This is a genomic window from Haladaptatus paucihalophilus DX253 (genome assembly GCF_000376445.1).
GTDB classification, from domain to species: Archaea; Halobacteriota; Halobacteria; order Halobacteriales; family Haladaptataceae; genus Haladaptatus; species Haladaptatus paucihalophilus.
The window spans coordinates 2200108-2223762 of sequence record NZ_AQXI01000001.1; the positions used below are offsets into that span (position 1 = coordinate 2200108).

The 23655-nt window shown below is 64.0% G+C and carries 22 protein-coding genes and 1 tRNA gene; 15 read left to right on the forward strand and 8 right to left on the reverse strand.

Annotated elements, in window-relative coordinates:
* Positions 1-25: 25 nt before the first annotated feature.
* From B208_RS0112290 to B208_RS0112305, 3 genes are all read right to left on the reverse strand, one after another.
* Positions 26-2002, reverse strand: a complete 1977-nt coding sequence (locus B208_RS0112290) for a bifunctional metallophosphatase/5'-nucleotidase (RefSeq protein ID WP_007980059.1) — start codon at positions 2000-2002, stop codon at positions 26-28.
* Between the two features lie 150 nt (positions 2003-2152).
* On the reverse strand, positions 2153-3400 hold the full coding sequence (locus tag B208_RS0112295) for an MFS transporter (protein ID WP_007980058.1): 1248 nt from the start codon (positions 3398-3400) through the stop codon (positions 2153-2155).
* Between the two features lie 268 nt (positions 3401-3668).
* Positions 3669-4151, reverse strand: a complete 483-nt coding sequence (locus B208_RS0112305; RefSeq protein ID WP_007980054.1) for a deoxyuridine 5'-triphosphate nucleotidohydrolase — start codon at positions 4149-4151, stop codon at positions 3669-3671.
* Positions 4152-4573: 422 nt separating this feature from the next.
* Between B208_RS0112305 and B208_RS0112315 the strand changes: the two genes are divergently transcribed.
* The 5 genes from B208_RS0112315 to B208_RS0112335 all read left to right on the forward strand — a co-directional run bounded on the left by B208_RS0112315 (position 4574) and on the right by B208_RS0112335 (position 10082).
* A complete protein-coding gene (locus B208_RS0112315; protein ID WP_007980051.1) occupies positions 4574-6553 on the forward strand; it encodes an aconitate hydratase in 1980 nt (659 codons plus the stop codon).
* Between the two features lie 393 nt (positions 6554-6946).
* The gene (gene rimI, locus B208_RS0112320) at positions 6947-7417 is read left to right on the forward strand and encodes a ribosomal protein S18-alanine N-acetyltransferase (protein ID WP_026177827.1); all 471 of its coding nucleotides are present in this window, start codon (positions 6947-6949) and stop codon (positions 7415-7417) included.
* 48 nt (positions 7418-7465) lie between these two features.
* Positions 7466-7912: a DUF5810 domain-containing protein gene (locus B208_RS0112325; protein WP_007980048.1), complete on the forward strand. Its 447-nt coding sequence runs from the start codon at positions 7466-7468 to the stop codon at positions 7910-7912.
* A gap of 24 nt (positions 7913-7936) precedes the next feature.
* The gene (locus B208_RS0112330; RefSeq protein WP_007980045.1) at positions 7937-8347 is read left to right on the forward strand and encodes a DUF5809 family protein; all 411 of its coding nucleotides are present in this window, start codon (positions 7937-7939) and stop codon (positions 8345-8347) included.
* A gap of 28 nt (positions 8348-8375) precedes the next feature.
* Positions 8376-10082: an acyl-CoA dehydrogenase family protein gene (locus B208_RS0112335; protein WP_007980044.1), complete on the forward strand. Its 1707-nt coding sequence runs from the start codon at positions 8376-8378 to the stop codon at positions 10080-10082.
* Here the strand turns inward: B208_RS0112335 and B208_RS0112340 are convergent.
* Both B208_RS0112340 and B208_RS0112345 read right to left on the reverse strand, forming a co-directional pair.
* Complete coding sequence (locus B208_RS0112340) at positions 10079-10519, reverse strand: metal-dependent transcriptional regulator (protein ID WP_232423787.1); 441 nt, start codon at positions 10517-10519, stop codon at positions 10079-10081. The two genes, B208_RS0112335 and B208_RS0112340, sit on opposite strands and share 4 nt — an antisense overlap.
* 99 nt (positions 10520-10618) lie before the next feature.
* The gene (locus B208_RS0112345; RefSeq protein WP_007980040.1) at positions 10619-11236 is read right to left on the reverse strand and encodes a DUF309 domain-containing protein; all 618 of its coding nucleotides are present in this window, start codon (positions 11234-11236) and stop codon (positions 10619-10621) included.
* 341 nt (positions 11237-11577) lie between these two features.
* Here B208_RS0112345 and B208_RS0112355 point away from each other — a divergent pair, with 341 nt between their 5' ends.
* Positions 11578-12324 (forward strand): class I SAM-dependent methyltransferase, encoded by a 747-nt coding sequence (locus tag B208_RS0112355; RefSeq protein ID WP_007980037.1) that lies wholly within the window; start codon positions 11578-11580, stop codon positions 12322-12324.
* 513 nt (positions 12325-12837) lie between these two features.
* Here the strand turns inward: B208_RS0112355 and B208_RS0112360 are convergent.
* A tRNA-Arg gene (locus tag B208_RS0112360) sits at positions 12838-12910 on the reverse strand.
* Positions 12911-13077: 167 nt separating this feature from the next.
* Here B208_RS0112360 and B208_RS0112365 point away from each other — a divergent pair.
* Positions 13078-13677 carry a hypothetical protein gene (locus B208_RS0112365; RefSeq protein WP_007980034.1) on the forward strand — a complete coding sequence of 200 codons (600 nt, stop codon included), beginning with the start codon at positions 13078-13080 and terminating at the stop codon, positions 13675-13677.
* Between the two features lie 162 nt (positions 13678-13839).
* The gene (locus tag B208_RS0112370) at positions 13840-15324 is read left to right on the forward strand and encodes a single-stranded DNA binding protein (RefSeq protein WP_007980032.1); all 1485 of its coding nucleotides are present in this window, start codon (positions 13840-13842) and stop codon (positions 15322-15324) included.
* 30 nt (positions 15325-15354) lie between these two features.
* Here the strand turns inward: B208_RS0112370 and B208_RS0112375 are convergent, their stop codons facing one another.
* Positions 15355-15561 (reverse strand): hypothetical protein, encoded by a 207-nt coding sequence (locus B208_RS0112375; RefSeq protein ID WP_007980031.1) that lies wholly within the window; start codon positions 15559-15561, stop codon positions 15355-15357.
* Between the two features lie 114 nt (positions 15562-15675).
* Here B208_RS0112375 and B208_RS0112380 point away from each other — a divergent pair, with 114 nt between their 5' ends.
* The 7 genes from B208_RS0112380 to B208_RS0112410 all read left to right on the forward strand — a co-directional run bounded on the left by B208_RS0112380 (position 15676) and on the right by B208_RS0112410 (position 22776).
* Positions 15676-16107: a histone gene (locus tag B208_RS0112380; RefSeq protein WP_007980029.1), complete on the forward strand. Its 432-nt coding sequence runs from the start codon at positions 15676-15678 to the stop codon at positions 16105-16107.
* Positions 16104-17129, forward strand: coding sequence for a histone deacetylase family protein (locus B208_RS0112385; RefSeq protein ID WP_007980028.1), 1026 nt, complete (start codon positions 16104-16106; stop codon positions 17127-17129). The genes B208_RS0112380 and B208_RS0112385 overlap by 4 nt, the downstream gene beginning before the upstream one ends.
* 96 nt (positions 17130-17225) lie before the next feature.
* Entirely contained in the window at positions 17226-18401 is a 1176-nt protein-coding gene (locus B208_RS0112390) for a glycosyltransferase (RefSeq protein WP_232423788.1), read from the forward strand.
* Positions 18373-19044 (forward strand): glycosyltransferase family 2 protein, encoded by a 672-nt coding sequence (locus B208_RS0112395; RefSeq protein ID WP_232423789.1) that lies wholly within the window; start codon positions 18373-18375, stop codon positions 19042-19044. Before B208_RS0112390 ends, B208_RS0112395 begins: the two co-directional genes overlap by 29 nt.
* Positions 19041-19997, forward strand: coding sequence for an alkaline phosphatase family protein (locus tag B208_RS0112400; RefSeq protein WP_007980019.1), 957 nt, complete (start codon positions 19041-19043; stop codon positions 19995-19997). Before B208_RS0112395 ends, B208_RS0112400 begins: the two co-directional genes overlap by 4 nt.
* A complete protein-coding gene (locus B208_RS0112405; protein ID WP_018128900.1) occupies positions 19994-21316 on the forward strand; it encodes a sulfatase-like hydrolase/transferase in 1323 nt (440 codons plus the stop codon). Before B208_RS0112400 ends, B208_RS0112405 begins: the two co-directional genes overlap by 4 nt.
* Entirely contained in the window at positions 21313-22776 is a 1464-nt protein-coding gene (locus B208_RS0112410) for an oligosaccharide flippase family protein (protein WP_007980016.1), read from the forward strand. Before B208_RS0112405 ends, B208_RS0112410 begins: the two co-directional genes overlap by 4 nt.
* Here the strand turns inward: B208_RS0112410 and B208_RS0112415 are convergent.
* The gene (locus B208_RS0112415; RefSeq protein ID WP_007980013.1) at positions 22768-23562 is read right to left on the reverse strand and encodes a response regulator; all 795 of its coding nucleotides are present in this window, start codon (positions 23560-23562) and stop codon (positions 22768-22770) included. The genes B208_RS0112410 and B208_RS0112415 overlap by 9 nt on opposite strands.
* Positions 23563-23655: the final 93 nt, after the last annotated feature.

Below are 23655 nucleotides of genomic sequence, written 5' to 3' on the forward strand. Positions count from 1 at the left end.
TTTCGAACCGCGATTGCGAGGCCGCTTACGCGGTCGCCGCCGTCGGTGTCGGCGATGCGGTGCGCTCGCTCGTCTCGTCGGTGTCGTCCGTCTCGTTGGTCTCTTTCGCGTGCCCACCGTTTGCCGCGAGCGTCGCGGTCACGTCGGCGTTCACCCGCGAGTGGTCGAAGTACACTTGGTCGTACTTCGAGGAGTTGTAACTTCCGTACAGGTCGAGGTCCGCCGTCCGCTCGCATCCGAGGAGCGCCGCGAGTTCGGCGTCGTCGAAGCGAACCGCGAGGCGTCCCTCCTCGGCGTCGTACGTGACCTTCTCCGCTTCGACGGTGCGGTTACCGGGTGTCGAGACGACGAACGTGCCCGCGACGGTTCCGTCGTAGTCCGCTGGCGCGTCGAAGTGCATGACGACCTTGCCGCGTTCGTCGAGGCTGACCGAGGCGTCGTCGAGGGTGGTGTCAACCCGTCGAATCCGGCCGTCCGTCGTCGGCGCGATTCGTTTCTTCTCCTTCAGATAGTCGACCACGGTGGTCGAAAGGAGTTCGTTCGTCCGGTTTACGACCGGTTCGTCGGCGAGCGGATAGCCGCTTCCGCCGCCCGCCATGAAGTCGTTGACGGCGACTTCGTAGGTCGCGTTCGGGTCGAGTCGCTCGCCGTTCACGTACACGTCTCGGATTTGGTCACGACCCTCGTGGCCGACCCACTCGAACCGGACGCCGCTGACTTGCATGGCCATCTCCGCGCCGTACTGCTGTCCGGCCTCGCTCTCCAACGGCGTCACTTGGCTGGCGAGCGTCTCCTCCAGTTCGCGGCCGGTCAGTTCGACCGTCACGACCTCGTTCCCGAACGGGAGCGTGTTGAACACGTCGCCGCCGGTGACGTTTCCGGGACCGTAGACGCTGTTCGAACGGATGCCACCCGCGTTGGTGATGGCCACGTCGGCACCCGTCTTCGCGCGCATCGCGTCGGTCACGAGGTCGCCGTAGTTGCTCTCGCGGTGGTAGTTGGTGGCGAACCGAGCGTCGAGGGGCGTCTCGGTGTACGCGATAGTCGAGTCGAGGTCCACCTCCGAGCGGTAGTCGTCGATGATGTCCGAGGCGGTTTCGTTCTTCGGCGTCGCGTCGGTGACGTTGAGGAGGTGCCCGTTCGCGGCGACGACCTCGCCGTTCTCGACGGTGAGGTTGATTTCGCTCAGGTACTCGGCCCGCGCCTGCGTCTCGCTGATGATGGTTCCGTTCACGACGCGCGGACGGTAGACCACTTCGTCGTGTCCCGTCAGCACGACGTCGGTGTCTGTTCGGTTCGCGACCGTCTCGGCTTCGTTCGTCCCCTCGTGGAGCAGGACGACCGTTACGTCCACGTCCTCTCTCTCGCGGAGAACTCGTTCGTACTTCCGAATCGACGGCACGACCGGCTTCGCGGTGATGTTCCGAGCCGAGAGGTTCTCGGAGACCGAGCCATCGACACCGGGGTAGACGGCACCGACGATGCCGACTTTGACGCCGCCGCGCTCGACCACTTCGTAGCGTTTCGTTCCCTCGACCGTCTTCCCGGTCGTCTCGTTGACGAGGTTCGAGACGACCCACGGGAACTCGGAGGCGCGGGACGCGTTCGTGAACGCATCGACGCCGTAATCGAGGTCGTGGTTGCCGATGGTGTCCGCGTCCGGCCCGATGAGGTTCAACACGTCGACCGGCGCGCGCCACTTCGAGACGGGCGAGAGCGCGTGCGGCGACAACTCGTCACCGCCGCCCATCACGAACGTCGGGTTGTCGTGGGCGGCCCGCCGCTCGTCGATTCGATGGACGAGCCGCGGCAGGTTGCCGTCCTTCGCCGCGGCGGTCTGAATGTCGTTGTAAGAGAGGATGGTTACGTTCGTCGAACTGTTCGCGGTCACGTCGGCTGACCCTGTATCGGATTGGTGCCCGCCAGCGCCCACACCGAGCGCGGGAATCGCCCCCGCACTGACGATGCAGACGAGCAGGACGAGTGCTGTCGCGCGTCGCATTCATCGTATTCGAACGACTCTTCCAAATTAATCGTATCTATGTGATATTGATAGAATAATGGTCTCTATGGATTCAAATATATGTGGTGGACGGACATGTGCTGAATTTTACCCTTTCGCCCGGGCTATCGAAACACGACGCCGTCCGTCTCACCACTGGGTCAGCGCCTCGGACCCGTACGAGTACGACAGGACGCCGAAGAACGTCAGTACGCCCGAAATCGACGCGATACCGCCGACGTAGAACACCCATTGGATGCCCGGCCCCGTCATCAGGATTCCGGCGAGAATCGGCGCGAGGATGCTCCCGGGTCGCCAAACCAACTCCCGGACGCCGAAACTGCTCGCCACGCCCGCGCCATCGACGCCTTCGTCGGCGAACAGCGCCATACTGGCCGGTTCACGGAAACTGTCGGCGATTCCGAGCAGGGCATTGAGTCCGACCAGTGGAAGGAAGGCCGGTGAGAGTGCGCCGAGGACGGGAAACGCGGCGGGAAGCGACAGCGCCTGTCCGATTGCGGGTGCGGAGGGGACGACCAACGCCACGAGTCCGTAGATGCCGCCGCCGACGAAGACGAACAGCGCCCGTCCGTAGTCGTCCGACAGTCGCCCGGTGAATGGCTGACAGAGCATGTTCGTGAACTTCTCCGCGATGAGGACGACGCCGACCGCGATGGGAGCGTACGCGAGACCACCTTTCGCGGCTTCGACGCCCGCGTAGACCACGATCCACGTTCGGACCATCGTCACCGCCACCGCGTACTGGGCGCGGAAACTCGTGAGCGTCAGCAGTTTGCGATTGAGCGCCATGTCGGCGAAGGGGAAGCCCTCGATTCGCGTGTCGTCGCGTTCGACGAAGAGGAGAACGCCGACCAACGCCGGAATCAGGAGCGCGACGATGACGCCGAACACGACGTCGAAGCCGTATCGTTCGTACAGCGCGGTGGCGGAAATCGTCCCGAGGATGGACGCCGCGAAGCGGGCCGCGTTCGCCTTGCCGATGTGGTTCGCCCGCGTGTCGGCCGTCGAGAGTTCACCGACGAGCGCGAGCGTGATGAGACCGGTTCCGGTGATGGCCACGCCCTGTAACGCACGCGCCGCGATGAATCCCCAACTGCTCTCGACCAGCGGAAAACTGGCGTAGGCGACGATAGACACGACGAGACTGAAGAGGAGAACGGTCCGTTTGTCGTAGCGGTCGCCGCTCCACGCCAGCGGAATGACGGCCACCGACTGCGCGGCGGTCAACCCTGAGACGAACAGGCCGACGACGATTCCCGACTGCGGGTCGAGAACGTTGAGATACGTCGGCAGCAGCGCTGCCAGCGTGATAAAACCGAAGCCGCTGGCGAACCGCGTGAGATAGAGCGCGTAGAACTGGGCGCGATTTTTTTGCACGATACAACCTGTGAACTTCCCCGCAAAGTCCTTTCGTTTCGAAACCTATCCGCCGCTCCCGCCAGCGACGACGATAGTTCGGGCCAGTGCGAATCGTTACTCGTCTCGACAGTCCGGACACCGCTCGTCTTCGACGTAGATTTCGAGCAATTTCTCGCCACATTCGACACATCGCTTTAGTACGTCCTTCTCTACCACGTTCGCTCACGACGCAATCGAAACCCGATAGAAATAGTCGTATCGGTTTGTCTAGTGTTTGCGGTTCCGTTTAGTCCAGATTCTCGCCCTGATAGTCGCCGTCGTAGGTGCCGTCGTGGTCCGCCTCGGCGAGGACGAGTTGTGCGATACGTGCGCCGCGTTCGAGTTCGATGTCGTGGTGAACCTGCAACAACCCTTCTCCTTTGCCCTCGTAGCCCGCGTCCCAGACCGCGGTGTTGAGCATACAGGAGTTCCGCATGAGCGACGAACGGGGGTAGACGAAGCCGACGTGTCCGTCCGGGATTTCGATTGTCTCCGCGTACTGGACGATGTATCCTCCTTGCGGCAGGTAGTAGTTCTCCGGGGACTTCTCGGTTATCTGCTCGGACTCGACCTGCTGGCGGTCGCCGATCTCCTTGCCATTGCGCCCGATTCGGCCCGAGTCCCGCTGTTCGTACACCGTTTCCAGCGTCAAATCGACACCGTTCGGCTGTACCTGTTGCCGTCTGACCTCCGAGACGTGCTCCGCGACGAACGTTCCGCTCTCGAACATAGACGGACGGCGTGTCCGAGATAGTAAAGCCGTTACCGTTCCCGACTGGTGTGCGTGACTCTCACACTCGCTCTCTCACCCGTTGACTCGTTCGCCCGCGCGTTTCTTCGCCTACTCGCGCCGTTCGAACGACCCGACGGTCGCGCCGTCCGCCGCATCGAGTTCGCTCGCTCGAACTGCAAAACGGGTTCGAAGCGTACGACGTCGTTCCGCCCCTTTCGTGGAGTCGTGCCGACGACGGAACGCCGACCGTGACCGAAGTCGAAATCGCCGCCGTTCGGTTTGACAACCCCCCGCAAAACATTGTGATTTTCTCGCCCCTATTTTCGCAATGATTGCCGGACGAGGGCCGAATTTACCACGAACGATGAAAACGTAAACACGCGGGATTTATACCTTCGGAGGGTCGATATTCGTCCGATATGGGACAAACACTGACGGAAAAGATTCTCGACGACCACCTCGTCGAGGGCGAACTCGAAACCGGTGAGGAAATCGGAATCGAGATCGACCAGGTTCTCACACAGGACACGACTGGGACCCTCGTGTGGCTCCAGTTCGAGGCGCTCGACATGGACGAGGTCCAGACCGAGATCGCCGCGCAGTACTGTGACCACCAGACCTACCAGTTCGACTTCAAGAACACGGACGACCACCGCTTCCTCCGCTCGGCGGCGGGCACGTTCGGTGCACACTACTCCCGTCCCGGCAACGGTATCTGTCACAACGTCCACAAGGAGAACTTCGCCGCACCCGGCAAGACGATGCTCGGGTCCGACTCCCACACCCCGACCCCCGGCGGTCTGGGTGAACTCGCAATCGGTTCCGGCGGTCTCGACGTCGCGGTCGCCATGGGTGGCGGCCCGTACTACATCGAGATGCCCGAAATCGTCAACGTCCGCCTCGAAGGCGAACTCCCCGAGTGGGCGACCGCGAAGGACGTCATCCTCGAGATGCTCCGTCGCTTCTCCGTGAAGGGCGGCGTCGGCAAAATCTTCGAGTACACCGGTCCCGGTGTCGAGACGCTCTCGGTCCCCGAGCGAACGACCATCACGAACATGGGAACGGAACTCGGCGCAACGACGTCCATCTTCCCGACGGACGAGAACACCGAGGAGTGGCTCTCGCGCCTCGGCCGCGAGGACGAGTACGTCGACCTCCAGCCCGACGACGACGCGGAGTACGACGACGAAATCGTCATCGACCTCTCCGACCTCGAACCGCTCATCGCACAGCCGTCCATGCCCGACAAGGTCGTTCCGGTCCGCGAAGTCGCCGGACAGTCGGTCGACCAGGTTATGATCGGTTCCTGTACGAACGGTGGCTACGAGGACATCCTCCCCGCCGCGAAGATGCTCGAAGGCCGCACGGTCAACCGGAAGACGGACCTCATCGTCGCTCCGGCGTCCAAGCAGGCCTCCGAGATGCTCGCCCGTGAGGGCTGGGTCGCGGAACTGATGGCGGCAGGCGTCAACTTCTCCGAGGCGACCTGTGGTGCGTGTATCGGTATCGGTCACGTTCCGGCGTCCGATTCCGTCTCGCTCCGTACCTTCAACCGCAACTTCGAGGGTCGCTCCGGTATCGAGGACGACTCGGTGTACCTCTGCTCGCCCGAAGTCGCCACGGCGGCGGCCATCAAAGGCGAAATCATCGACCCGCGCGACCTCGCCGACGAACTCGGCGACCTCGAAGCGCCCGAGTTCGAGATGGGCGACAACTACGGCACCACCGCCGACGACCCCGACCTCATCTCCCCCGACGAAGCGGTCGACGACGAACTCATCAAAGGCCCGAACATCGGCGACGTCCCGCTGAAGGACGAACTCGAATCCGACCTCGAAGGCCCGGCCCTGCTCAAGATGCAGGACAACATCACGACCGACCACATCATCCCCGCCACGCAGGACATCCTGATGTACCGGTCGAACATCCCGAAACTCTCCGAGTTCACGCTCTCGCGCGTCGACGACTCGTTCGCACAGCGCGCACTCGACGCCGACGGCGGCTTCCTCGTCGCCGGCGAGAACTACGGTCAGGGTAGCTCGCGCGAACACGCGGCCCTGTGCCCGATGTACCTCGGCGTGGAAGGCGTCCTCGCACAGAGCTTCGCCCGCATCCACAAGGCCAACCTGTTCAACTTCGGTCTGCTCCCCCTCGAAATCAGCGAGGAGGACTACGAGAAATTCGAACAGGGCGATGACATCGAAATCGTCGACGACGTTGCGGAAGCGGTCCGCTCCGGTCAGGAAGAGTTCACGGTCCGCGTGAACGACGACTGGGAACTCACCGCGACCCTCGACGCCTCCGAACGCGAGCGCCAGATTCTCGCCGACGGTGGCAAGCTGTCCCACACGAAGAAGCAGGCAGAGGGCGGCGACACCGCGGCCTCCGCGGACGACTAACGACCTTTCAGCACCCACCTTTTACGACGGTCACAAGCAAGAGCGATGGCGACAGCCATCGCTCTTGCTGGCTTCTTCACGGCTTCGCCGTGGAGGAACGAGGGAGCTCCGCTCCCTCGCATTCCCTGTAAAAGCTGGACCAAAAGCACTCCTCGCTCCCTCCGGTCGCTCGCTTGAATCCAGCGACCGGAGAGAGCGATAGGCTGAGGCCTCCTGCTGTCGCACGAGTTTTTCTTCCGCGAACGAGGCGAGGCGCGAAGCGCCTCGAAACGCGAACGGCGAAGCCGTGAAGAAGACTGCCAGCGGTCGGGGCGACTCGCCCCGACCGCTGGCTCCCGACCGCAGAAAAAGGTGGTGGTCAAGGCTTTAGTCCTCCGCGTCGAATGGTCGCTCGTGACTACCACCGCGACCGAGAACGGGTCGATTTCGATTCGTTCCGCGGAGGATACCGATTTGCTCGCCATCTTCCGCATCGAGAAGGCCTCGTTTAGCCAGCCGTGGCCGTTCGCGGCGTTCGAACGGTACATCGACGAACCCACGTTTCTCGTCGCCACGGACGGTGCGAAGATAGTCGGCTACATCGTCGCCGACATGATTCCGAATCACGGTCGGGCGCTCGGGCACGTCAAGGACATCGCGGTTCACCCCTCGCGTCGCGGTGAGGGAATCGGACGAGAGCTTCTGAAACAGGCGCTTTCGGGCCTTCGAGCGCGGGGGACGCACAGTGTCAAACTGGAGGTCCGGGCGAGCAACGAACCCGCGATTTCGCTGTATCGCGACTTTGGCTTCCGCTACTTGCGGACGATACCGCGGTACTACGGGGACGGCGAGGACGCACTCGTGATGATCGTCGAACTCGACTGACCGTCGCCGACTGAACCGTTTTTCAGTGCGGACGCCATACCCACGTGCATGGGATATGCGTGTCCGGTGTGCGAAACGCCACAGTCCGATGGGGAACACCTCGCCAACCATCTCGCCTTCGCTGCCATTCTCGGCGACGCGGACCACGAGTCGTGGCTGGACGAACACGCGCCCGGATGGGACGAGGAGGGACCCGACGAACTCGCGCCGCGAATCACGGAGTACGCGGAGGAGGAGGAGTACCCGCAGGTGTTCGAGGACACGGTTCACGACCACGGCCATCACGGTCACGGACATCACGACCACGGCGGATTGGAGGACGAACTCCAACAGGCCGGTGGCTACGGTCGGGACGCGACCATGGGCGCTGACGCCCAGCGGGTTATGGCCGAGGCGCGGCAGATGACCGAACAGATGCTCGGCGAGGGCAACGACGCCAAGGCGGACCGGAACGACGCCAAGGCGGACGACGAATCGAAGGACGAAAACGAATAGTTTCTTCCCCGAAAAGTACCCGCCATGGAGACGCACGGAATCTTCGCCCCGGAGACGGAGGGGGCTGCGCACGAACAGTACGAAGACGTCGGGCCGGTCGCACAGACCGTCGTCAAGGAGACGGCCAAAGCGATGGACTTCGACCGCGAGGAGTACGGCGAACGCGTGACCGGCGACGTGATTGCGACGGCGCGGGACGCCCTGTTCGCCTCGCTGCTCGAAATCAAAACCGGCACACGCGACGAGTTCGAGGCCGACGTTCCCGACGGATTCGAGGTGCACGTCGAGGGGAGCGAAAACGTCGATAACGTCGCGTGGCACGTCGCGCCGTCGGCGGAGGCGGTCGTCGCGGCGACCTACCAGCAAAAGGAGGACGCGGCGATTGCGACCCTCCAGCGCATCGCTTTCGGACGAGTGTACCGGGACATCGTTTAATTAGTTCGGCCGCGATGTGTCGGTCAGTATGAGTATCGACTACGGGCGGTTCGACCGCGGCCGCGGGATGAACTACTGGCAGTACGACCCCGTTTTGCAACACGAAGTCGAGCGAACCTATCCCGGAGACCGAGGCTGGGCCGAGGAGCGGTTCGACGAGTTCGGTGCCATCGTCGGAACGACCGTCGCCCCGAATTCGGATACCATCGACGAACACGGCCCGGAACTCCGCCAGTACGACCGACACGGGCGGCTCGTAAACGACATCGAGTACCATCCGGCCCAGTTGGAAAACGAGGAACTCGTGTACGGCGCGGGCATCGTCGCCGACTCGTTTCGGGCACCGCCGGACCGCGACGACCCGGCGTCCATGCTCCACCACCTGACGATGGATTACCTCCTCGCGTACGCGGACGTGGGATTGACGTGCCCCGTCGCCATGACCGCGGGCGTCGCGTTGGTGCTGGAGCGGTTCGACCACGGTTCCGACGGGTCCCTCTCGGAGTTCTTCGACCGACTCACCGCCCGCGAGTACGACGACCTGCTTCAGGGCGCGATGTTCCTCACGGAGCGACAGGGCGGGAGCGACGTCGGTGCGACCGAAACCGTCGCCGAACGCACCGACGACGGCTGGGAACTGACCGGCGAGAAGTGGTTCTGCTCGAACGTCGATTCGGGGGCCATCCTCACGCTCGCGCGGACGCCGGACGCGCCCGACGGAACCGAGGGGCTTTCGCTCTTTCTGGTCCCGGGAACGACGTCCAACGGCGAGCGCGACGGCGCGTTCGTCCGTCGGCTGAAGGACAAACTGGGGACGGTAAGCGTTCCGACCGGTGAGGTCGAGTTCCGCGGGGCGGAGGCGCATCTCGTCGGTGAACTCGAATCCGGCTTTCGATACATGTCCGAGATGCTCAACCTCGAACGCATCGCCAACGCCTTCGCGTCGTGCGGTCTCATCGGGCGGGCGCTGTTGGAGAGCAAAGTTCGAGCCGCGAACCGCGAGGCGTTCGGCAGCACCATCGACCGATATCCGCTCATGCGCCGCGATTTGGTGGAGATGGCCGTCGCTCACGAGGCGGCGACCGCGTTCACGTTCGACGCCGGGCGGGCGTTCGACCGCTACCACCGCGGCGACGAGGACGCGTTCGCGCTGATGCGCCTGCTCGTTCCCATCGCGAAGTCGAGAACGGGGCGGATGGCGGTCGACGTCGCGTCGTACGCGATGGAGATTCACGGCGGCAACGGCTACGTGAACGATTTCGTCACGAACCGCCTCCTGCGCGACGCGCAGGTGCTTCCCATCTGGGAGGGGACCTCGAACATCCTCTCGCTCGACGTGCTTCGCGCGCTGGCGCGCGAGGACGCACACGAACCCGCGCTGGCACTGACCCGTGACCGACTGGACGGTATCGAACACGACGACCTCGCCGACTTGGTGGCGACCACCCGCGACGAACTCGACGGGCTACAGGAGGCTCTCGTGACGCTTGCGACGGAAGAAGAGGAGTACGCGCAACTCCACGCGAAGGAACTGGCCGAGTACGTCTTCGACGTGTACACCGCCGCGCTGTTGCTGTCGGAGGCGGACGGCGAACTCGCGGCGGGGAACAGGCGGAAGGGATTGGTCGCTCGTCAGTTCGTTACCGACGCGTTCGGCCGCTCCGCCGCGCGAGGGATTACCTCCGGGGACGCGCTCTCGCTCGACGGCTTCGAAGAAATCGTTCGCTTCGCCTAGTTCGCTTCGGTGTCGCGCACGTCGTCACAACATTCGTTGTATTCGGTCTGGGGCGCGCTGCACTCGCCGTTACAGGGGTGATTGATGTGCTCGCGGATGCGACTCGCAACCTCGTCCGAGAGGGCGTTTCCCATCTCGCGCGCCTCGTCCGGGTCGTCGATTTCGAGGTCGTCGGTCAGGAAGTTCTCCGCGAGACATCGCTTCCACATCACTTCCCGCGCGGTTTCCTCTCCCTCGTTCGTGAGCGTCGCCCCCTTGTACTTCTCGTAGGTCGCAAGGTCGCGCGCTTCGAGCGTCGTGAGCATCTCGGTGACGCTGGCTGCGCTCACGTCCAAGGCGTTCGCCAACTCCCCGGTTTTGGCCGGACGCCCCGTGCTCTTGCTGACGAGGTGAATCGTACTGAGGTAGCGCCCGACGCTCGCGGAAACCTCGCTCATCATCTGGCTCTAGCGGGTGTCACGGACATAAATCATTCCCAACGTCAACAACGTATCCCACGGTGATTCGATTCACGGGTGCCGGACCTGCTCGTGAGGTCACTCGAACAGGTCGCTCACGTCCGTCTCCCGGAACTCCCGCTTTTCGACGTGCTGACCCAGACGCTGTGCTATCAGCGCCCTGTTTTCCGGTTGCCGGACGAAATCCATGAGGAACGTGATGAACCGGCTTCCCTCGTCCCCGGCGTCCAAATCCGCCCGTGCGAATTCGACCGCTCGCTCGAACGTCGGTTCGTCGTAGCCGAACTCCTCGGCGAGGACCAGGGCGGCCACCGCGGACGCGTCGAATCCGAGGTCCTCGGGGCGGAGAACGGTCCCGTCGCTGGTCAGTTGCGGCGGTGCGGTTCGCTCGACGTGCTCGGGGTCGTCCCGCACGCCTCGGAGGTAGGACCGAACCGTTTCGACGTTCACTCCCCGGTACTCGTCCGGGAGTCCGGCGAGATACTCGGCCGCGCTCTCGGCGAGGCCACGGATTCCCGTCCAGTTCGCGTCGGCGGTGTGGTGTACGACCGCCGTGAACTGGATCAGTCCGTGGAGGAACCGTTCGTCGTCGGTATCCCGTTCGAGGTCTAGCCAGTGGTCCTCCCACGCGTCGTGGGCGGCGTGAAACTCACCGGCGTTGTAGATGGCGACCCCGGCACGGAGGGATGCGTCCATACGACTTCTTGCTCGCCGCCGACGAAAAACTCCTCCGACACCGGTCACGCGCGTAAAATGGCTCGAAAATGGATGATGCATCGACCTGACTGAGCCACCGTCAGTAGTTTCGAACCGTCTGAAAGCGGTTACTTCTCGGCTTTCTTCACGGCCCACTTCTTCAAGTCGCGAACGAACAATCGGTAGTTCTCAATTTTACTCATACACGAGTAAATATTCACGCCGGGTTCAAAAGTGTCACGGTTCGCGGTATATTTGGCCTGACACACCATGGCAGACGAGCGCTCGGTGAAAACTGCGCGAACGGCAACGGTCTTCGTGTCGTTCGACCTACGCTCTGCATGGACGATATCGAACGGAAGCGGGCGACGACGGATTCGTTCGGGAGCGTCGCGGACGCCTATCTCGACAGCGACGTTCACCGAACCGGTGCGGACCTCGAACTGCTCGCGTCGTGGTGTGACGACGCCGCGTGCGCGCTCGACATCGCCTGCGGTGCCGGACACACGGCGGGTGCGCTCGCCGAAACCGTCCCTACCGTGGTCGCCGCCGACGCCACGCCCGCGATGGTCGAAACGGCCACCGACGCCTTTCCCGTCTCCGGCGCGGTCGCCGACGCGGAGCGACTTCCTTTCCCCGACGAGATCTTCGACGCCGTGACCTGCCGAATCGCCGCGCACCACTTCCCGAATCCTGAGTTGTTCGTGGCCGAAGTCGCCCGCGTCCTCACGCCCGGCGGTGTCCTCGCCTTCGAGGACAACATCGTTCCCGAGGACGACGCGTTGGCCGCGTTCTACAACCGGTTCGAACGGCTCCGCGATTCGACCCACGGCGAAGCCTACTCCGCCGCGCAGTGGCGCGACTGCATCGGCGAGGTCGGATTGTCGGTTGACGAACTCACGACCATGCGAAAATCCCTCGATTACAAGTCGTGGGCCGAACGAACCGATCCCGGAGAGGACGCGCGCGAGGAACTGGACGAACTCGTCCGAACGCCTGAAGCTGAGGCCGTGTACGACGTAACCATCGAGGATGGAACCGTGACCGAATTCAGCAACGAGAAGGTGTTGATTCGGGCGGTGAAGTGAGAGGTTCGCTCCGCTCGTCGATAATGTGTTGGCAGAAACGTCCTGACGGAGTCTCACATGAGCGTAGCGAATGTGAGGCAAGTCAGAGCTTCGCTCTGACGGAGTTCCACGCGAGCAGACGCGAGCGTGAGGCAAGTCAGGTCGCGAATGAAATGAGCGTCCTGACGGAGATTTGAACTCGTGAAACCGTTCCGGGGTGCTCACTTCGTTGCGCTCCCGGGCATGCGATTTCCCTGCTCAAATCTCCGCGAGTCGTTTTCCGAGCGAAGGCTCTTCGCTTCGCTCATCGCGTTACGCTCTGAAAACGTCCTGACGGAGTCTCACGCGAGCAGACGCGAGCGTGAGGCAAGTCAGGTCGCGAATGAAATGAGCGTCCTGACGGAGATTTGAACTCGCCGAGACGGTCACGCTCACATACGTTCGCGCGCTGCGTCTCGTCTGCTCAAATCTCCGCGAGTCGTTTCTGCCAACACGTACGACTCGCTGCGCTCGTCGGTGTTGTGTTGGCAGAAACGTCCTGACGGAGATTTGAACTCCGGTCCCTGGCTCCGCAAGCCAAGAGGATAGTCCACTACCCTACCAGGACTCATTCATTCATTTCGCGGTCGGCTTAATAGCGCTTGCGATGTGGCGGCGGTGTGAGGGAGAGACCCAATCCCACGAACCGGGTGCGGTGGCGATGCCGTGGGGGTAACTCAAATCGCTATTTTCGTCTACGGGAGTGTTTTTAGAATGGGTCCAGTAGCTATTGGTATGCAACGACGAGACATCCTGAAACGCGCCGGTGCAGCGACGACCGTCGGACTGCTCGCTGGCTGTCTCAGCGACGGCGGCGGGAGTCCGGGCAACTCGGAATCCGACGGTTCTGGAACCGAGACAACGACTACGACGACCCAAACCACGACAGACGGGACAACGACGGGCACCGAAACCACGGAGACGGGGACGACCCCGACGAGCGGCACGGACGAGACCGCGAAGAATCGCTCGCTGAAGGTCATCAGCGTGGAGTGCGGACAACCCGGCAACGAGGCCGCGGTTGCGTTCGAGGACTCGAAAAAGCAAGTCGTCGTCACGGGGTCGATGACGGGGAGCGACTCCTGTGCGCGTCCCACAATCGAGAGCGCGACGTCCGATTCGAAATCGGGCGCGTTCACGGTGACGATGGGAACGAAGAAGAAAGACGGGAGCGTCGGCTGTTCGGAGTGTCTCACCGAAATCAAGTACCGCGCGACGTTCACGTTCGAAGGGTCGCTCCCGGAGTCGGTGAAAGTCACCCACAAGAGCATGGGAGAATCGAAGGTCGTCGCGGACGCTGACCGCGGGAGCACCACCGAAAGCGCGGGAAGCTGATTTCGACGAAAGCGTCATCGAGAGACGGAGCGTAGGTTTATGGGTGAAGGGGGGACCACTGTTCTGCATGAGTCGAATCGCATCGGAATCGACGTACTCCGTCCGATTGCCGACACAAAGACAACGCTTAAGCGACGGCCAACCCTGCAACCGAGTACGATTATGGGCGTTATAGACGAGGTACACGGGGACCTCGACGCCGACATCTCTCTGGACGAGTTCCGGGACGCCGTCGAGGAAAAAGTCGAACAGATGGGCGGCCTTGCGGACGAGGAAACCGCCGCAATGCTCATCGCCCACGAACTAGACGAGAGCGAAGTAAACGGGGTCGCCGACATCGAACCCGGCATCGAGGAAGTGAAGTTCGTTGCCAAGGTGACGAGCATCGGCGACGTTCGGACCTTCGAACGCGACGGGGACGACGCGGAGGACGGCCACGTCCTGAACGTCGACGTCGCGGACGAAACGGGTTCGATTCGCATCTCGCTCTGGGACGAACAGGCACAGGCCGCCGACGAGCAGCTCGAAACTGGCCAGGTGCTTCGCATCAAAGGCCGTCCGACGGACGGCTACAGCGGGACCGAGGTCAACGTCGATCAAGTCGAACCCGACGAGGACACGGAGGTCGATGTGCAGGTACAGGACTCCTATTCGGTGTCCGACCTCTCGCTCGGCCTCTCTGACGTGAACCTGCAGGGCAAACTCCTCGATACGGGGACCGTTCGAACCTTCGACCGCGACGACGGGTCGGAAGGCAGGGTCGCCAACCTCACGGTGGGCGACGAGACGGGGCGAATCCGAATCACGCTCTGGGACGAGCGCGCGGACGCGGCCGAAGAACTCGACCCGGGCATCGCCGTCGAAATCGTCGATGGGTACGTCCGCGAGCGCGACGGCAACCTCGAACTGCACGTCGGCAACCGCGGTGCCGTCGAGGAGATCGACGCCGACATCGAATACGTTCCCGAGAGCACGTCGATTGCGGACCTCGAAATCGGCGACACGGCCGACATCGTTGGCGTGATTCGCTCGACGGACCCGAAGCGCACCTTCGACCGCGACGACGGGTCGGAAGGACAGGTGAAAAACGTCCGCGTGCAGGACGAAACCGGCGACATCCGCGTCGCGCTGTGGGGCGAGAAGGCCGACCGCGAACTCGCGCCGGGCGACAAAGCGGCCTTCGCCGACGTTTCGATAAAGGACGGCTGGGCGGACGACATCGAAGCCTCCGCGGGGTGGCAGTCCACTATCTCCGTCCTCGACAGCGATTCGCCGACGGACGTCGGGTCGGACGATGCGGACGAGACGGCCCAGTCGGAGACCGGCCTCGACGCGTTCGGGAACGGTAGCGACGGAAGCGGTGGCAGTGACGGAAGCGGCGAAAGCGACGATAGTGGCGGAGACGACGCCGAACGAGCGACGGACTCCGGGACCACGACGGAGACGACGACCACAACCGCGACGGCCGCCGACGGCGAATACGTGGAGTTCACCGGGACGGTCGTTCAGGCGGGTAATCCCGTCGTACTGGACGACGGCGAAGAAACGGTGAGCGTCGAGACGGACGCGGACGTTCACCTCGGACAAGAAGTGACCGCGCGCGGCGAACGTCGCGGCGGGAAAATTGACGCCGAGGACGTTTTCTAACGCCGCGTCGCCTTCGTTTCGCCTCGAATCTTAACTCTGGAACGGCTCTTCGTCGCGGTGATTGTCCTTGTTCTGTTCGTCGGTCGCCGCGTCTTCGCGGGCTTGGTTCTGTTCCACGTCGGTTTCGTCTTCGAGTTCCTCCTCACGGGCCTGTTCGGCCTCCTCTTTCCCGTTTGCCTCGTCGGATTCTTCTTTTTCCTTTGCCATCGTTCGGTCGCGTTCGTGTGGGTCGCTCATCGTGTTCGGCAGTTCATCGTCTTCCTTTTTATTCGTGCTGGCAGTTTCCCCGTCGGATTTGCCGCGAACGACGGTAGGGAAAGATTAAGGGCGACTGACTTCCGCTGTTGGATTATGAGCGTTGAGCTTCCGTTTGCGCCGGTCGATACGATAATCCGACGGAAAGCAGGTGACCTCCGCGTCAGTGCGGACGCCGCCGAAGAACTCGCCCGCCGGATACAAATTCACGGAGCGGAGTTGGCCGTGGACGCGGCAAAACGGGCGACGAAGGACGGACGGAAGACGCTGATGGCGGAGGATTTCGGCGTCCAACAGGTTATCGATAAGGACGAACTCGTCCTTCCGGTCGCGCCTGTTGACCGAATCGCGCGGCTCGACATCGACGACGATTATCGGGTTTCGATGGACGCGCGCGTGGCGCTTGCCGACATCCTCGAAGATTACGCCAACAACGTCGCGGCCGCGGCGTCGATCCTCGCCCATCACGCGGACCGGCGAACGGTTAAGGCCGAGGACATCGAGACCTACTTCAGGCTGTTCGAATGAACTTCGGCTACAGCGAGGCCTGTTTAGCTCACGACACCGGGAAGCGACATCCGGAAAACCCGGACCGGTTGCGTGCGATTCGACAGGCCCTCACGCGAAAGCACGGCGTCGAATACGTCGAGTCACCTCCCGCAACCGAGGCCGAAGTGACCGCGGTCCACGACGGGGGATACGTAACGGAGTTCCGCGAGTTTTGCGAGGACGGCGGCGGAAACTGGGACCCGGACACCGTTGCCGTGGCGGCGACGTGGGACGCCGCGCTCGAAAGCGCGGGGCTGGCGGAGTGGGCTGCCAAGGCGGCGCTCTCGGGGGAAGACGGCCGCTCGACGCCGTTCGCGCTGGGCCGCCCGCCGGGACACCACGCGGTGGAAGACGACGCGATGGGATTTTGCTTCTTCAATAATGCCGCGGTCGCGGCCCGGTCGGTCATCGACGAGGGCGAGGCGGAACGGGTCGCGATACTCGACTGGGACGTTCACCACGGCAACGGGACGCAGGACATCTTTTACGGCGACGACGACGTGTTCTACGTCTCGATTCACGAGGACGGACTGTATCCCGGCACGGGAGAAATAGACGAGTCGGGCGAGGGTGACGGGGAGGGAACGACGCTCAACGTTCCGCTCCCCGCGGGGTCGGGTGACCCCGAATACCGCTCGGCGTTCGACGACCTCGTCGCGCCGTCGCTTCTCGACTTCGACCCCGACCTCGTATTGGTGAGCGCCGGATTCGACGCCCACCGCCACGACCCCATCTCCCGGATGCGCGTCTCGACGGAGGGCTACGGCATGCTCACCGCCCGCGTTCGAGAACTGGCGGACGAAGCGGGAGCGGCACTCGGATTCGTCCTAGAAGGCGGCTACGGTTTGGACACGCTCTCGGACGGCGTTGCGATGGTCCACGAGGTGTTCGACGGGATGGAACCGGTCGTCCCCGACGAGGAAGCGAGCGAGGAGGTCCGCGAACTGATAGCGGAAATCCGCGACGCACACCCGGCGTTCGAATCGGATGCCGACGCCTGACCAGTCCCGAATTATCTCTCCGCGCTACACTTTCAAAGGTGGCACACAATTTATCTGCTAACGCGCTGTAGCATCGTCACGCTCAGGGGTGGGCCAATGAGACAGGAATCACGCGACGTTGCGATTTTACACGATAGGTTTCCCGCCATGGGGGGCGGCGAACGGTTCGCCATCGAGGCCGCTCGGGTACTCGATGCGCCGATTTACACGATGTACGTGGCGGGCGATGTTGCCGTCCCGGACGACGTAACCATCGTTCCGATACGGCAGGAAAAGTACACCCGGGGCCTCTCGGGGCGACTGCTCGAATGGAAGAACGAGGGGATGAACCCGCTGGAAACGCTGTCGGTGGCGGTCGATTTGACCGACGCGCACGACGAACTGGCGACGTACGACGTGCTCTTCGAAAGCGCACCGCTTTCGAAGTCCTACGTGCCGCCGGTCGAACAGACGGTTCTCCACTACCCGCACAGTCCGCCGCGGTGGCTGTACGACCTCTTCCGCGAACGGCTCTCGGAGTTCGACTATCCCGGCGTCGGATTCGCGCTGAAGGGCTACGCGAAGGCGTGGCGGACGCTCGACAAGGAGGGCAACGAGTACGTCGACAGGTTCGTCGCCAACAGCGAACTCGTCCGCGACCGAATCCAGCGGTACTACGACCGGGAGGCGGCCGTCGTCTACCCGCCCGTCACCGGCGACTGGAGAAACGAGGGCGACGACGGCTACTTCGTCACGTGGTCCCGTCTCGCGCCGGAGAAACGCATCGACCTCATCGTCGACGCGTTCGCCGGGTTGGAGGAACGCCTCCTCGTCGTCGGCGACGGGGAGGAACGGGAGCGGCTCGAACGGAAGGCGCGCGGCCTCGAAAACGTCGAACTGCGGGGATACGTCCCGAACGTGGAGAACATCGTCTCGCGCGCCACCGCCGTCGTCTACGCGCCCAAGAACGAGGATTTCGGACTGGTCGGGGCGGAGGCGCTGACGGCGGGCAAACCCCTCATCGGCGTGAACGAGGGGTACACTCGCCACCAAGTCGTGGAAGGCCGGACGGGGATTCGCTTCGACCCGACGGTCGGGTCGCTCCGCGAAGCAGTCGAACGGTTCGACCCCGACGACTTCGACGCCGAGGAAATCCAGCGATTCGCGCGTCGATACGACCGGTCCACGTTCGCCGAGTCGTTGCTCGAACTGGTCAACAGAACGCACGCGGAAGCGGCCGAAAAGCGCGCCGCAGTCGATGCCGATGATACGAAACCCATACGCATCCGATGAGCCGCGGGTGTCGGTCGTCATTCCGACGGTTCCATCGAACGACCACGCGGGAGTCGTCGCCGCCTTGCGGAACCAGACCGCCACCGAGTTCGAGGTGCTGGTCGTCGAGGACGCGTCCCTCGACATCTGCGAGGCGCGAAACGCCGGAATCGAGGCGGCGAGCGCGGACGTCGTGGCGCTCACCGACGACGACTGTCTCCCTCCACCCGATTGGGTCGCCGTAATCGAGAACGCCCTCGACGGCGAAACGGTCTGCGTCGAAGGGAGCGTCAGCGGCGGACGGACCTACGACGGAACGGGACTGTACGTGGGGTGTAACCTCGCCTTCGACCGCGAGGTCGCGCTCGACGCGGGCGGATTCCGGAGCGAGTACGCGGGCTGGCGCGACGACACCGAATTCGGGTGGCGGATGGAGTCCTACGGGTCGTGTCGGTACGACCCGGCGATGGTGATGTCGCACCCCGACCGCCCCCGCGCCAATATCGATTCCGACATCGAGGCCCGTCTGAAACGTGAGTACCCGACTCGCTACGAGGAGCGAATCGTCCCCGAGACGAGGCTCGGCAGGGTCAACGACTGGCTGTGGCGACGGGGGTTCTGGAACGCGGTCGATAGGGTTCGAGACGTGGGAGGGGTCCGATGACGTTCGGCGATTGGGTCGAGGAGAGTCGGGAGCGGGTTCGGAAGGACGGCTGGCGCGGCGTGGACAAGTCGGCGTACGAACTGTACAAGGGGTTTCTTCGACGCGTCGGAGAACGTCGGGAGTTCGGCGAGTCCGTCTACGACCATCCGTGGGACGCGCTCGTCGTCCTCGACGGCTGTCGGTTTGACTGCATGTGCGAGGTCGCGCCCGAGGTTCCCTTCGTCGAGCGCGTCTGGCGCTTCGAATCCGCTGGCACCCGCTCGGACGAGTGGATGCGCGAGAACTTCGGGAAGCGGGACTGTTCGGATACGGTCCACGTCACCGCGAATCCGAACTCCGCGGAACACCTCGACGCCGGGAACTTCGGCCGACTGGAGGAGGTGTGGCGCGACGGGTGGGACGACGAACTCGGGACGGTTCCCGCCCGCGCCGTCACCGACCGGGCCATCCTCGCGGGGCGGGACATCGACTGGCGGGCGGACGACCCGACGAAACTCGTCGTTCACTACATGCAACCGCACTTCCCGTCGATTCCCGCTCCGCTTCCGGGCGACGCGATGAGTCGGGACGAGTTCGGCGAGCGCGTCGGCGTCTGGGAGCGCTTGCGCCGCGGCGACCTCTCCACAGAGCAGGTGTGGCGTTCCTACCGCGAGAATCTCCACTACGTCCTCTCGGAGGTACGGGTGCTGCTCGACAACCTCGGCGCCGAGCGCGTCGTCATCACGGCCGACCACGGCAACGGATTCGGCGAGTGGTACGTCTACGGACACCCCGACAGCACGCCGATAAGCGCCCTCCGCGACGTCCCGTGGGTCGTCACCAGCGGTACCGACACGGGGAGTTACGAACCCGAACGCTGGATGAAAACGGCGGAGACGTTGCGCGAAACGGACGCCTCCGACGGTGCGGACGCGTCGGTCGAAGAGCGCCTGTCCGCGCTGGGATACCGATGAACGTCGCGCTCGTCGTCCTCGACACGCTACGGAAGGACGCCTTCGATGCGCACTTCGACTGGCTTCCGGGAACGCGCTTCGAGAACGCCTATTCGACCTCACACTGGACGGTCCCGGCACACGCCTCCCTGTTCGCGGGGAAGTATCCGAGCGAGTTGGGGGTCTACGCCGGTGCACAGTTGCTCGACTGCCCCGAACCGGTGCTTCCCGAGTCGTTCCACGGGGACGGCTACACTACCCGCGCGTTCAGCGCCAACGTCAACATCTCGCGCCCGTTCGACTTCCACCGCGGATTCGACCGATTCGAGGGGAGTTGGCGACTCGACGCCCTCTCGGAGGACGTCTTCGACTGGGACGGGTTCATCGCCGAGACGCGCGAGATGGGGCCGGAGCGCTACGCCGTCGCGTTGCGCGACATTCTACTGGGCGACTGCGACACCGTGCCGTCGCTCAAGCGCGGCGCGTTCCTCAAACTCCGCGACTTGGGGATGGGTCGGACGACCCGCGACGACGGCGCGACGGAGGCGCTCCAGTTCGTCCGCGAGACCGACTTCGGCGACGACGAGTTCCTGTTCGTCAACCTGATGGAGGCCCACACGCCCTACGCCCCGCCCGAGGAGTTCCGAACCGTGGACCCCCCGGAACTCGACGGCCTTCGGGCGACGCTTTCGTCGCCCGACGCGGACCCCGACAGGATTCGGCGGGCCTATGACGACGGCGTTCGCTACCTCGCCGACCGCTATCGCGCCATCTTCGCCGAACTCCGCGAGGAGGTCGAGTACGTCATCACGCTCGCGGACCACGGCGAAGCCCTCGGCGAGTACGGCGCGTGGGAGCACCTCTGTGGCCTGTATCCCGAGGTGACGAAGGTGCCGCTCTGTATCTGGAATGCGGACGAAACGGGCGGGGCGACCGCCCGCCGCGAGGAACCGGTCAGCCTGCTCGACGTGCATCGGACGGTGCTCGACATCGCCGACCTCGACGGGGACTCGCGGGGGCGGAACCTGCTCGTCGACCCCGACGACGCGGACCGACCCGAGTGGCTGGTCGAGTACCACGGTCTGACGGACCGTCACCGCGCCGCGCTCTCCCGCGACGGGTTCGACGTCGAACCGCTGGACACGGAACTCCACGCGCTGGTCGCGCCGGGTTACTACGGGTGGGAGACGCCCGACGGGTTCCGCCAGTCCGGCGAAACGGAAAAGCCGCGGGAGCGAGTGGAAACGCTCGTGAACGAACTGAATCGACGGGTGGTGTCGAACGACGCGGCCCTCTCGCCCGCCGTCGAGGAGCAACTCCGCGACCTCGGCTACGCATGAGCGAGGCGGCGGGAACCAGCCTCAGCAAGGAGACGCTCGGCGGGACTGTCGCCCAGTTCTCGATGGCGCTCATCGGCTTCGTCGGGACCATCGTCTTCGCGCGGTGGCTCGGCCCGAGCGCGTTCGGCGGCGTCTACCTCCTCTTCGCGCTGGTGAAGTTCGCCGACCGACCGATGAACGGCTGGTCGCTCGCGGCGAAAAAACGCGTCGCCGAATCCGACGCGCTCCGTCCCCCCGCGTTCGGCGCGCAACTCCTGTTCGACGCCGGATGGGTCGTCATCGCGGGTACGGTCGTCTTCCTCGCGGGTGACGTCCTTCGTGACTACACGGGCCTCGCGCTGGCCCCGCTGTTGCTCGTCTGCCTGCTCGCCACCGAATCGGTGTACGAGACGATAGACAGCCTCGTCCAGGGCAGGGGTCGAATCAGCGCCGCGACGTGGGTCGATACGCTCAGGTCGGTGTTCACCCTCCCGCTCCAAATCGGGTTCGTCGCCCTCCTCAGCACGGCGACCGTCGTCGGGGCGGCCGGAATGGTGTACGGGCTGGCGCTCGCCTCCGCGCTGGTGCTCCCCCTCGCGGTCGTCCTCGTCGCGGCCCGCCCCGCGATTCCGTCCCGCGCGTTCGTTCGGAGCCTCGCCGACTACGCTCGGTACAGCATCCCGTCAACGCTGTTGGGAACGACCTACGACCGCCTCGACGTGCTCCTGCTCGGCTTCCTGCTCGTGGACGGCACGTCGGCCGTCGGGTGGTACGAGGTCGCGTGGAAGTTCACCCTCCCGGCCGTGTTCGTCGCCGACATGGCCGGACGGGGGCTGATGACGACGGTCAGCGCCAGAAACGAGCGGGTCGGCGGTGCCGCCCACGACATCTCGAACACGCTGGCCTACGCGGGAATCCTCGCGTTTCCCATTCTCTTCGGCTCGCTCGCGCTCTCGAACGCCCTCGTCGTGACGGTGTACGGACCGGCGTACAGAAACGCCGCCGTCCTACTGGTCGGTCTCGCCGCGTATCGCGTCGTCCGCGCACAGAGCGGGCCGCTCTTGCAGGCGGTCAACGGGTTCGACAGGCCGGACGTGGCGATGCGGCTCTCGGCGCTCGCCGTCGGCATCAACCTCCTTCTCGGCGTCTTCCTGACGCTCCGGTTCGGTCCGGTCGGGGTCGTCGCCGCGACCATCGTCGCCGAGTCGGCCGTGTATCTCGGCGCGCTTCGATTCCTCCGGGGTGAACTCGTCGGCGTCGAACCGGTTTCGCGTCCGATGGCAGCGCAAGTCGGCGCGAGTCTCGTCATGTTCGTCGTCGTCTCCGTCGCCCACGCGTCCGTCCCCGTAGCGTCGTGGACCGACCTCCTCTCGCTCGTCTCGCTCGGAGGCGTCGTCTACGTCGGCATCCTCTTCGCCGTCAGTCCCGGCGTTCGACGCACGTTCACCGAGGCGGTCCGCGGGTCGTTTTCCTCACCGTAGGGCTTCCGACCATCCGTCGTGATTTTCGACGCTTCGCCCCTCGGCGATGAGCGTTTCGACGGTTCCGGCTTCGCCGCGGACGGGGCGGACGATGACGTCGAGGACGACCGGTCCCAGTTCGTCGGTCAGGTTTTCCGCGCGAAACCGGACGAATTCGCCGTCCGCCGCGGCGGCGATTCGTCGGCGTAGCTCCTCCCGTTCTTCGTCCGAAATCGTCCACCACGGCGTCTCCCAGAATAGCTCTCCCTCGACCGCCGCCGCGTCCTCGTGAATCGCGTCGAGCGCGGTTCGGTTGATCGTGATGACCGTCCCGTCGGTTTCGAGCAGGCCGATGAAGGAAAAGGGGTCGTCGAACACGGCTTCGAACCGCCGTTCGCTCTCGCGGAGCGCGCGCTCGGCGCGGTGTTTCTCCACCGCGTTTTCGACGACGTGCGCGAGAACGGTGTACTGGTCCACGCCGGTCTCTTTCTGGAGGTAGTCGGTGACGCCCGCGGAGATGGCCTCGCTGGCGATTTCCTCGCTTCCTTTCCCCGTAAACAGGATGAACGGCAGTTCGGGAAACGACTCCCGAACGGCAGCGAGCAGTTCGAGGCCGTTCATCGTCGGCATGTCGTAGTCGCTGACGACGCAATCGAACGCTTCGGCTTCCAACCGGCCGAGTGCGTCCACCGGATTCGTCTCCGCGTGCGTCTCCAAGGCGTCTCCTTCCCGTCGTACGAATTGGGCCGCCATCTCCGCGAGGTCCGGTTCGTCGTCGACCAGCAACACGCGGATCGGCATCGACATACCCTTCGGTATTCGTTGACCACCGTAAGTCTGACGGGTTTTTTATTCTTCTTCGCGTTGATTTCTCCGCCTCGAACTGCTATCGAAAGTCGG

Excerpts from the sequence above, each read along its gene's own strand:
- B208_RS0112290 (WP_007980059.1), bottom strand. The coding sequence starts at position 2,002 with ATGCGACGCGCGACAGCACTCGTCCTGCTCGTCTGCATCGTCAGTGCG.
- B208_RS0112305 (WP_007980054.1), bottom strand. The coding sequence starts at position 4,151 with ATGTTCGAGAGCGGAACGTTCGTCGCGGAGCACGTCTCGGAGGTCAGA.
- B208_RS0112315 (WP_007980051.1), top strand. The coding sequence starts at position 4,574 with ATGGGACAAACACTGACGGAAAAGATTCTCGACGACCACCTCGTCGAG.
- B208_RS0112325 (WP_007980048.1), top strand. The coding sequence starts at position 7,466 with ATGGGATATGCGTGTCCGGTGTGCGAAACGCCACAGTCCGATGGGGAA.
- B208_RS0112330 (WP_007980045.1), top strand. The coding sequence starts at position 7,937 with ATGGAGACGCACGGAATCTTCGCCCCGGAGACGGAGGGGGCTGCGCAC.
- B208_RS0112335 (WP_007980044.1), top strand. The coding sequence starts at position 8,376 with ATGAGTATCGACTACGGGCGGTTCGACCGCGGCCGCGGGATGAACTAC.
- B208_RS0112340 (WP_232423787.1), bottom strand. The coding sequence starts at position 10,519 with ATGAGCGAGGTTTCCGCGAGCGTCGGGCGCTACCTCAGTACGATTCAC.
- B208_RS0112345 (WP_007980040.1), bottom strand. The coding sequence starts at position 11,236 with ATGGACGCATCCCTCCGTGCCGGGGTCGCCATCTACAACGCCGGTGAG.
- B208_RS0112355 (WP_007980037.1), top strand. The coding sequence starts at position 11,578 with ATGGACGATATCGAACGGAAGCGGGCGACGACGGATTCGTTCGGGAGC.
- B208_RS0112365 (WP_007980034.1), top strand. The coding sequence starts at position 13,078 with ATGCAACGACGAGACATCCTGAAACGCGCCGGTGCAGCGACGACCGTC.
- B208_RS0112370 (WP_007980032.1), top strand. The coding sequence starts at position 13,840 with ATGGGCGTTATAGACGAGGTACACGGGGACCTCGACGCCGACATCTCT.
- B208_RS0112375 (WP_007980031.1), bottom strand. The coding sequence starts at position 15,561 with ATGAGCGACCCACACGAACGCGACCGAACGATGGCAAAGGAAAAAGAA.
- B208_RS0112380 (WP_007980029.1), top strand. The coding sequence starts at position 15,676 with ATGAGCGTTGAGCTTCCGTTTGCGCCGGTCGATACGATAATCCGACGG.
- B208_RS0112385 (WP_007980028.1), top strand. The coding sequence starts at position 16,104 with ATGAACTTCGGCTACAGCGAGGCCTGTTTAGCTCACGACACCGGGAAG.
- B208_RS0112390 (WP_232423788.1), top strand. The coding sequence starts at position 17,226 with ATGAGACAGGAATCACGCGACGTTGCGATTTTACACGATAGGTTTCCC.
- B208_RS0112395 (WP_232423789.1), top strand. The coding sequence starts at position 18,373 with ATGATACGAAACCCATACGCATCCGATGAGCCGCGGGTGTCGGTCGTC.
- B208_RS0112400 (WP_007980019.1), top strand. The coding sequence starts at position 19,041 with ATGACGTTCGGCGATTGGGTCGAGGAGAGTCGGGAGCGGGTTCGGAAG.
- B208_RS0112405 (WP_018128900.1), top strand. The coding sequence starts at position 19,994 with ATGAACGTCGCGCTCGTCGTCCTCGACACGCTACGGAAGGACGCCTTC.
- B208_RS0112410 (WP_007980016.1), top strand. The coding sequence starts at position 21,313 with ATGAGCGAGGCGGCGGGAACCAGCCTCAGCAAGGAGACGCTCGGCGGG.
- B208_RS0112415 (WP_007980013.1), bottom strand. The coding sequence starts at position 23,562 with ATGTCGATGCCGATCCGCGTGTTGCTGGTCGACGACGAACCGGACCTC.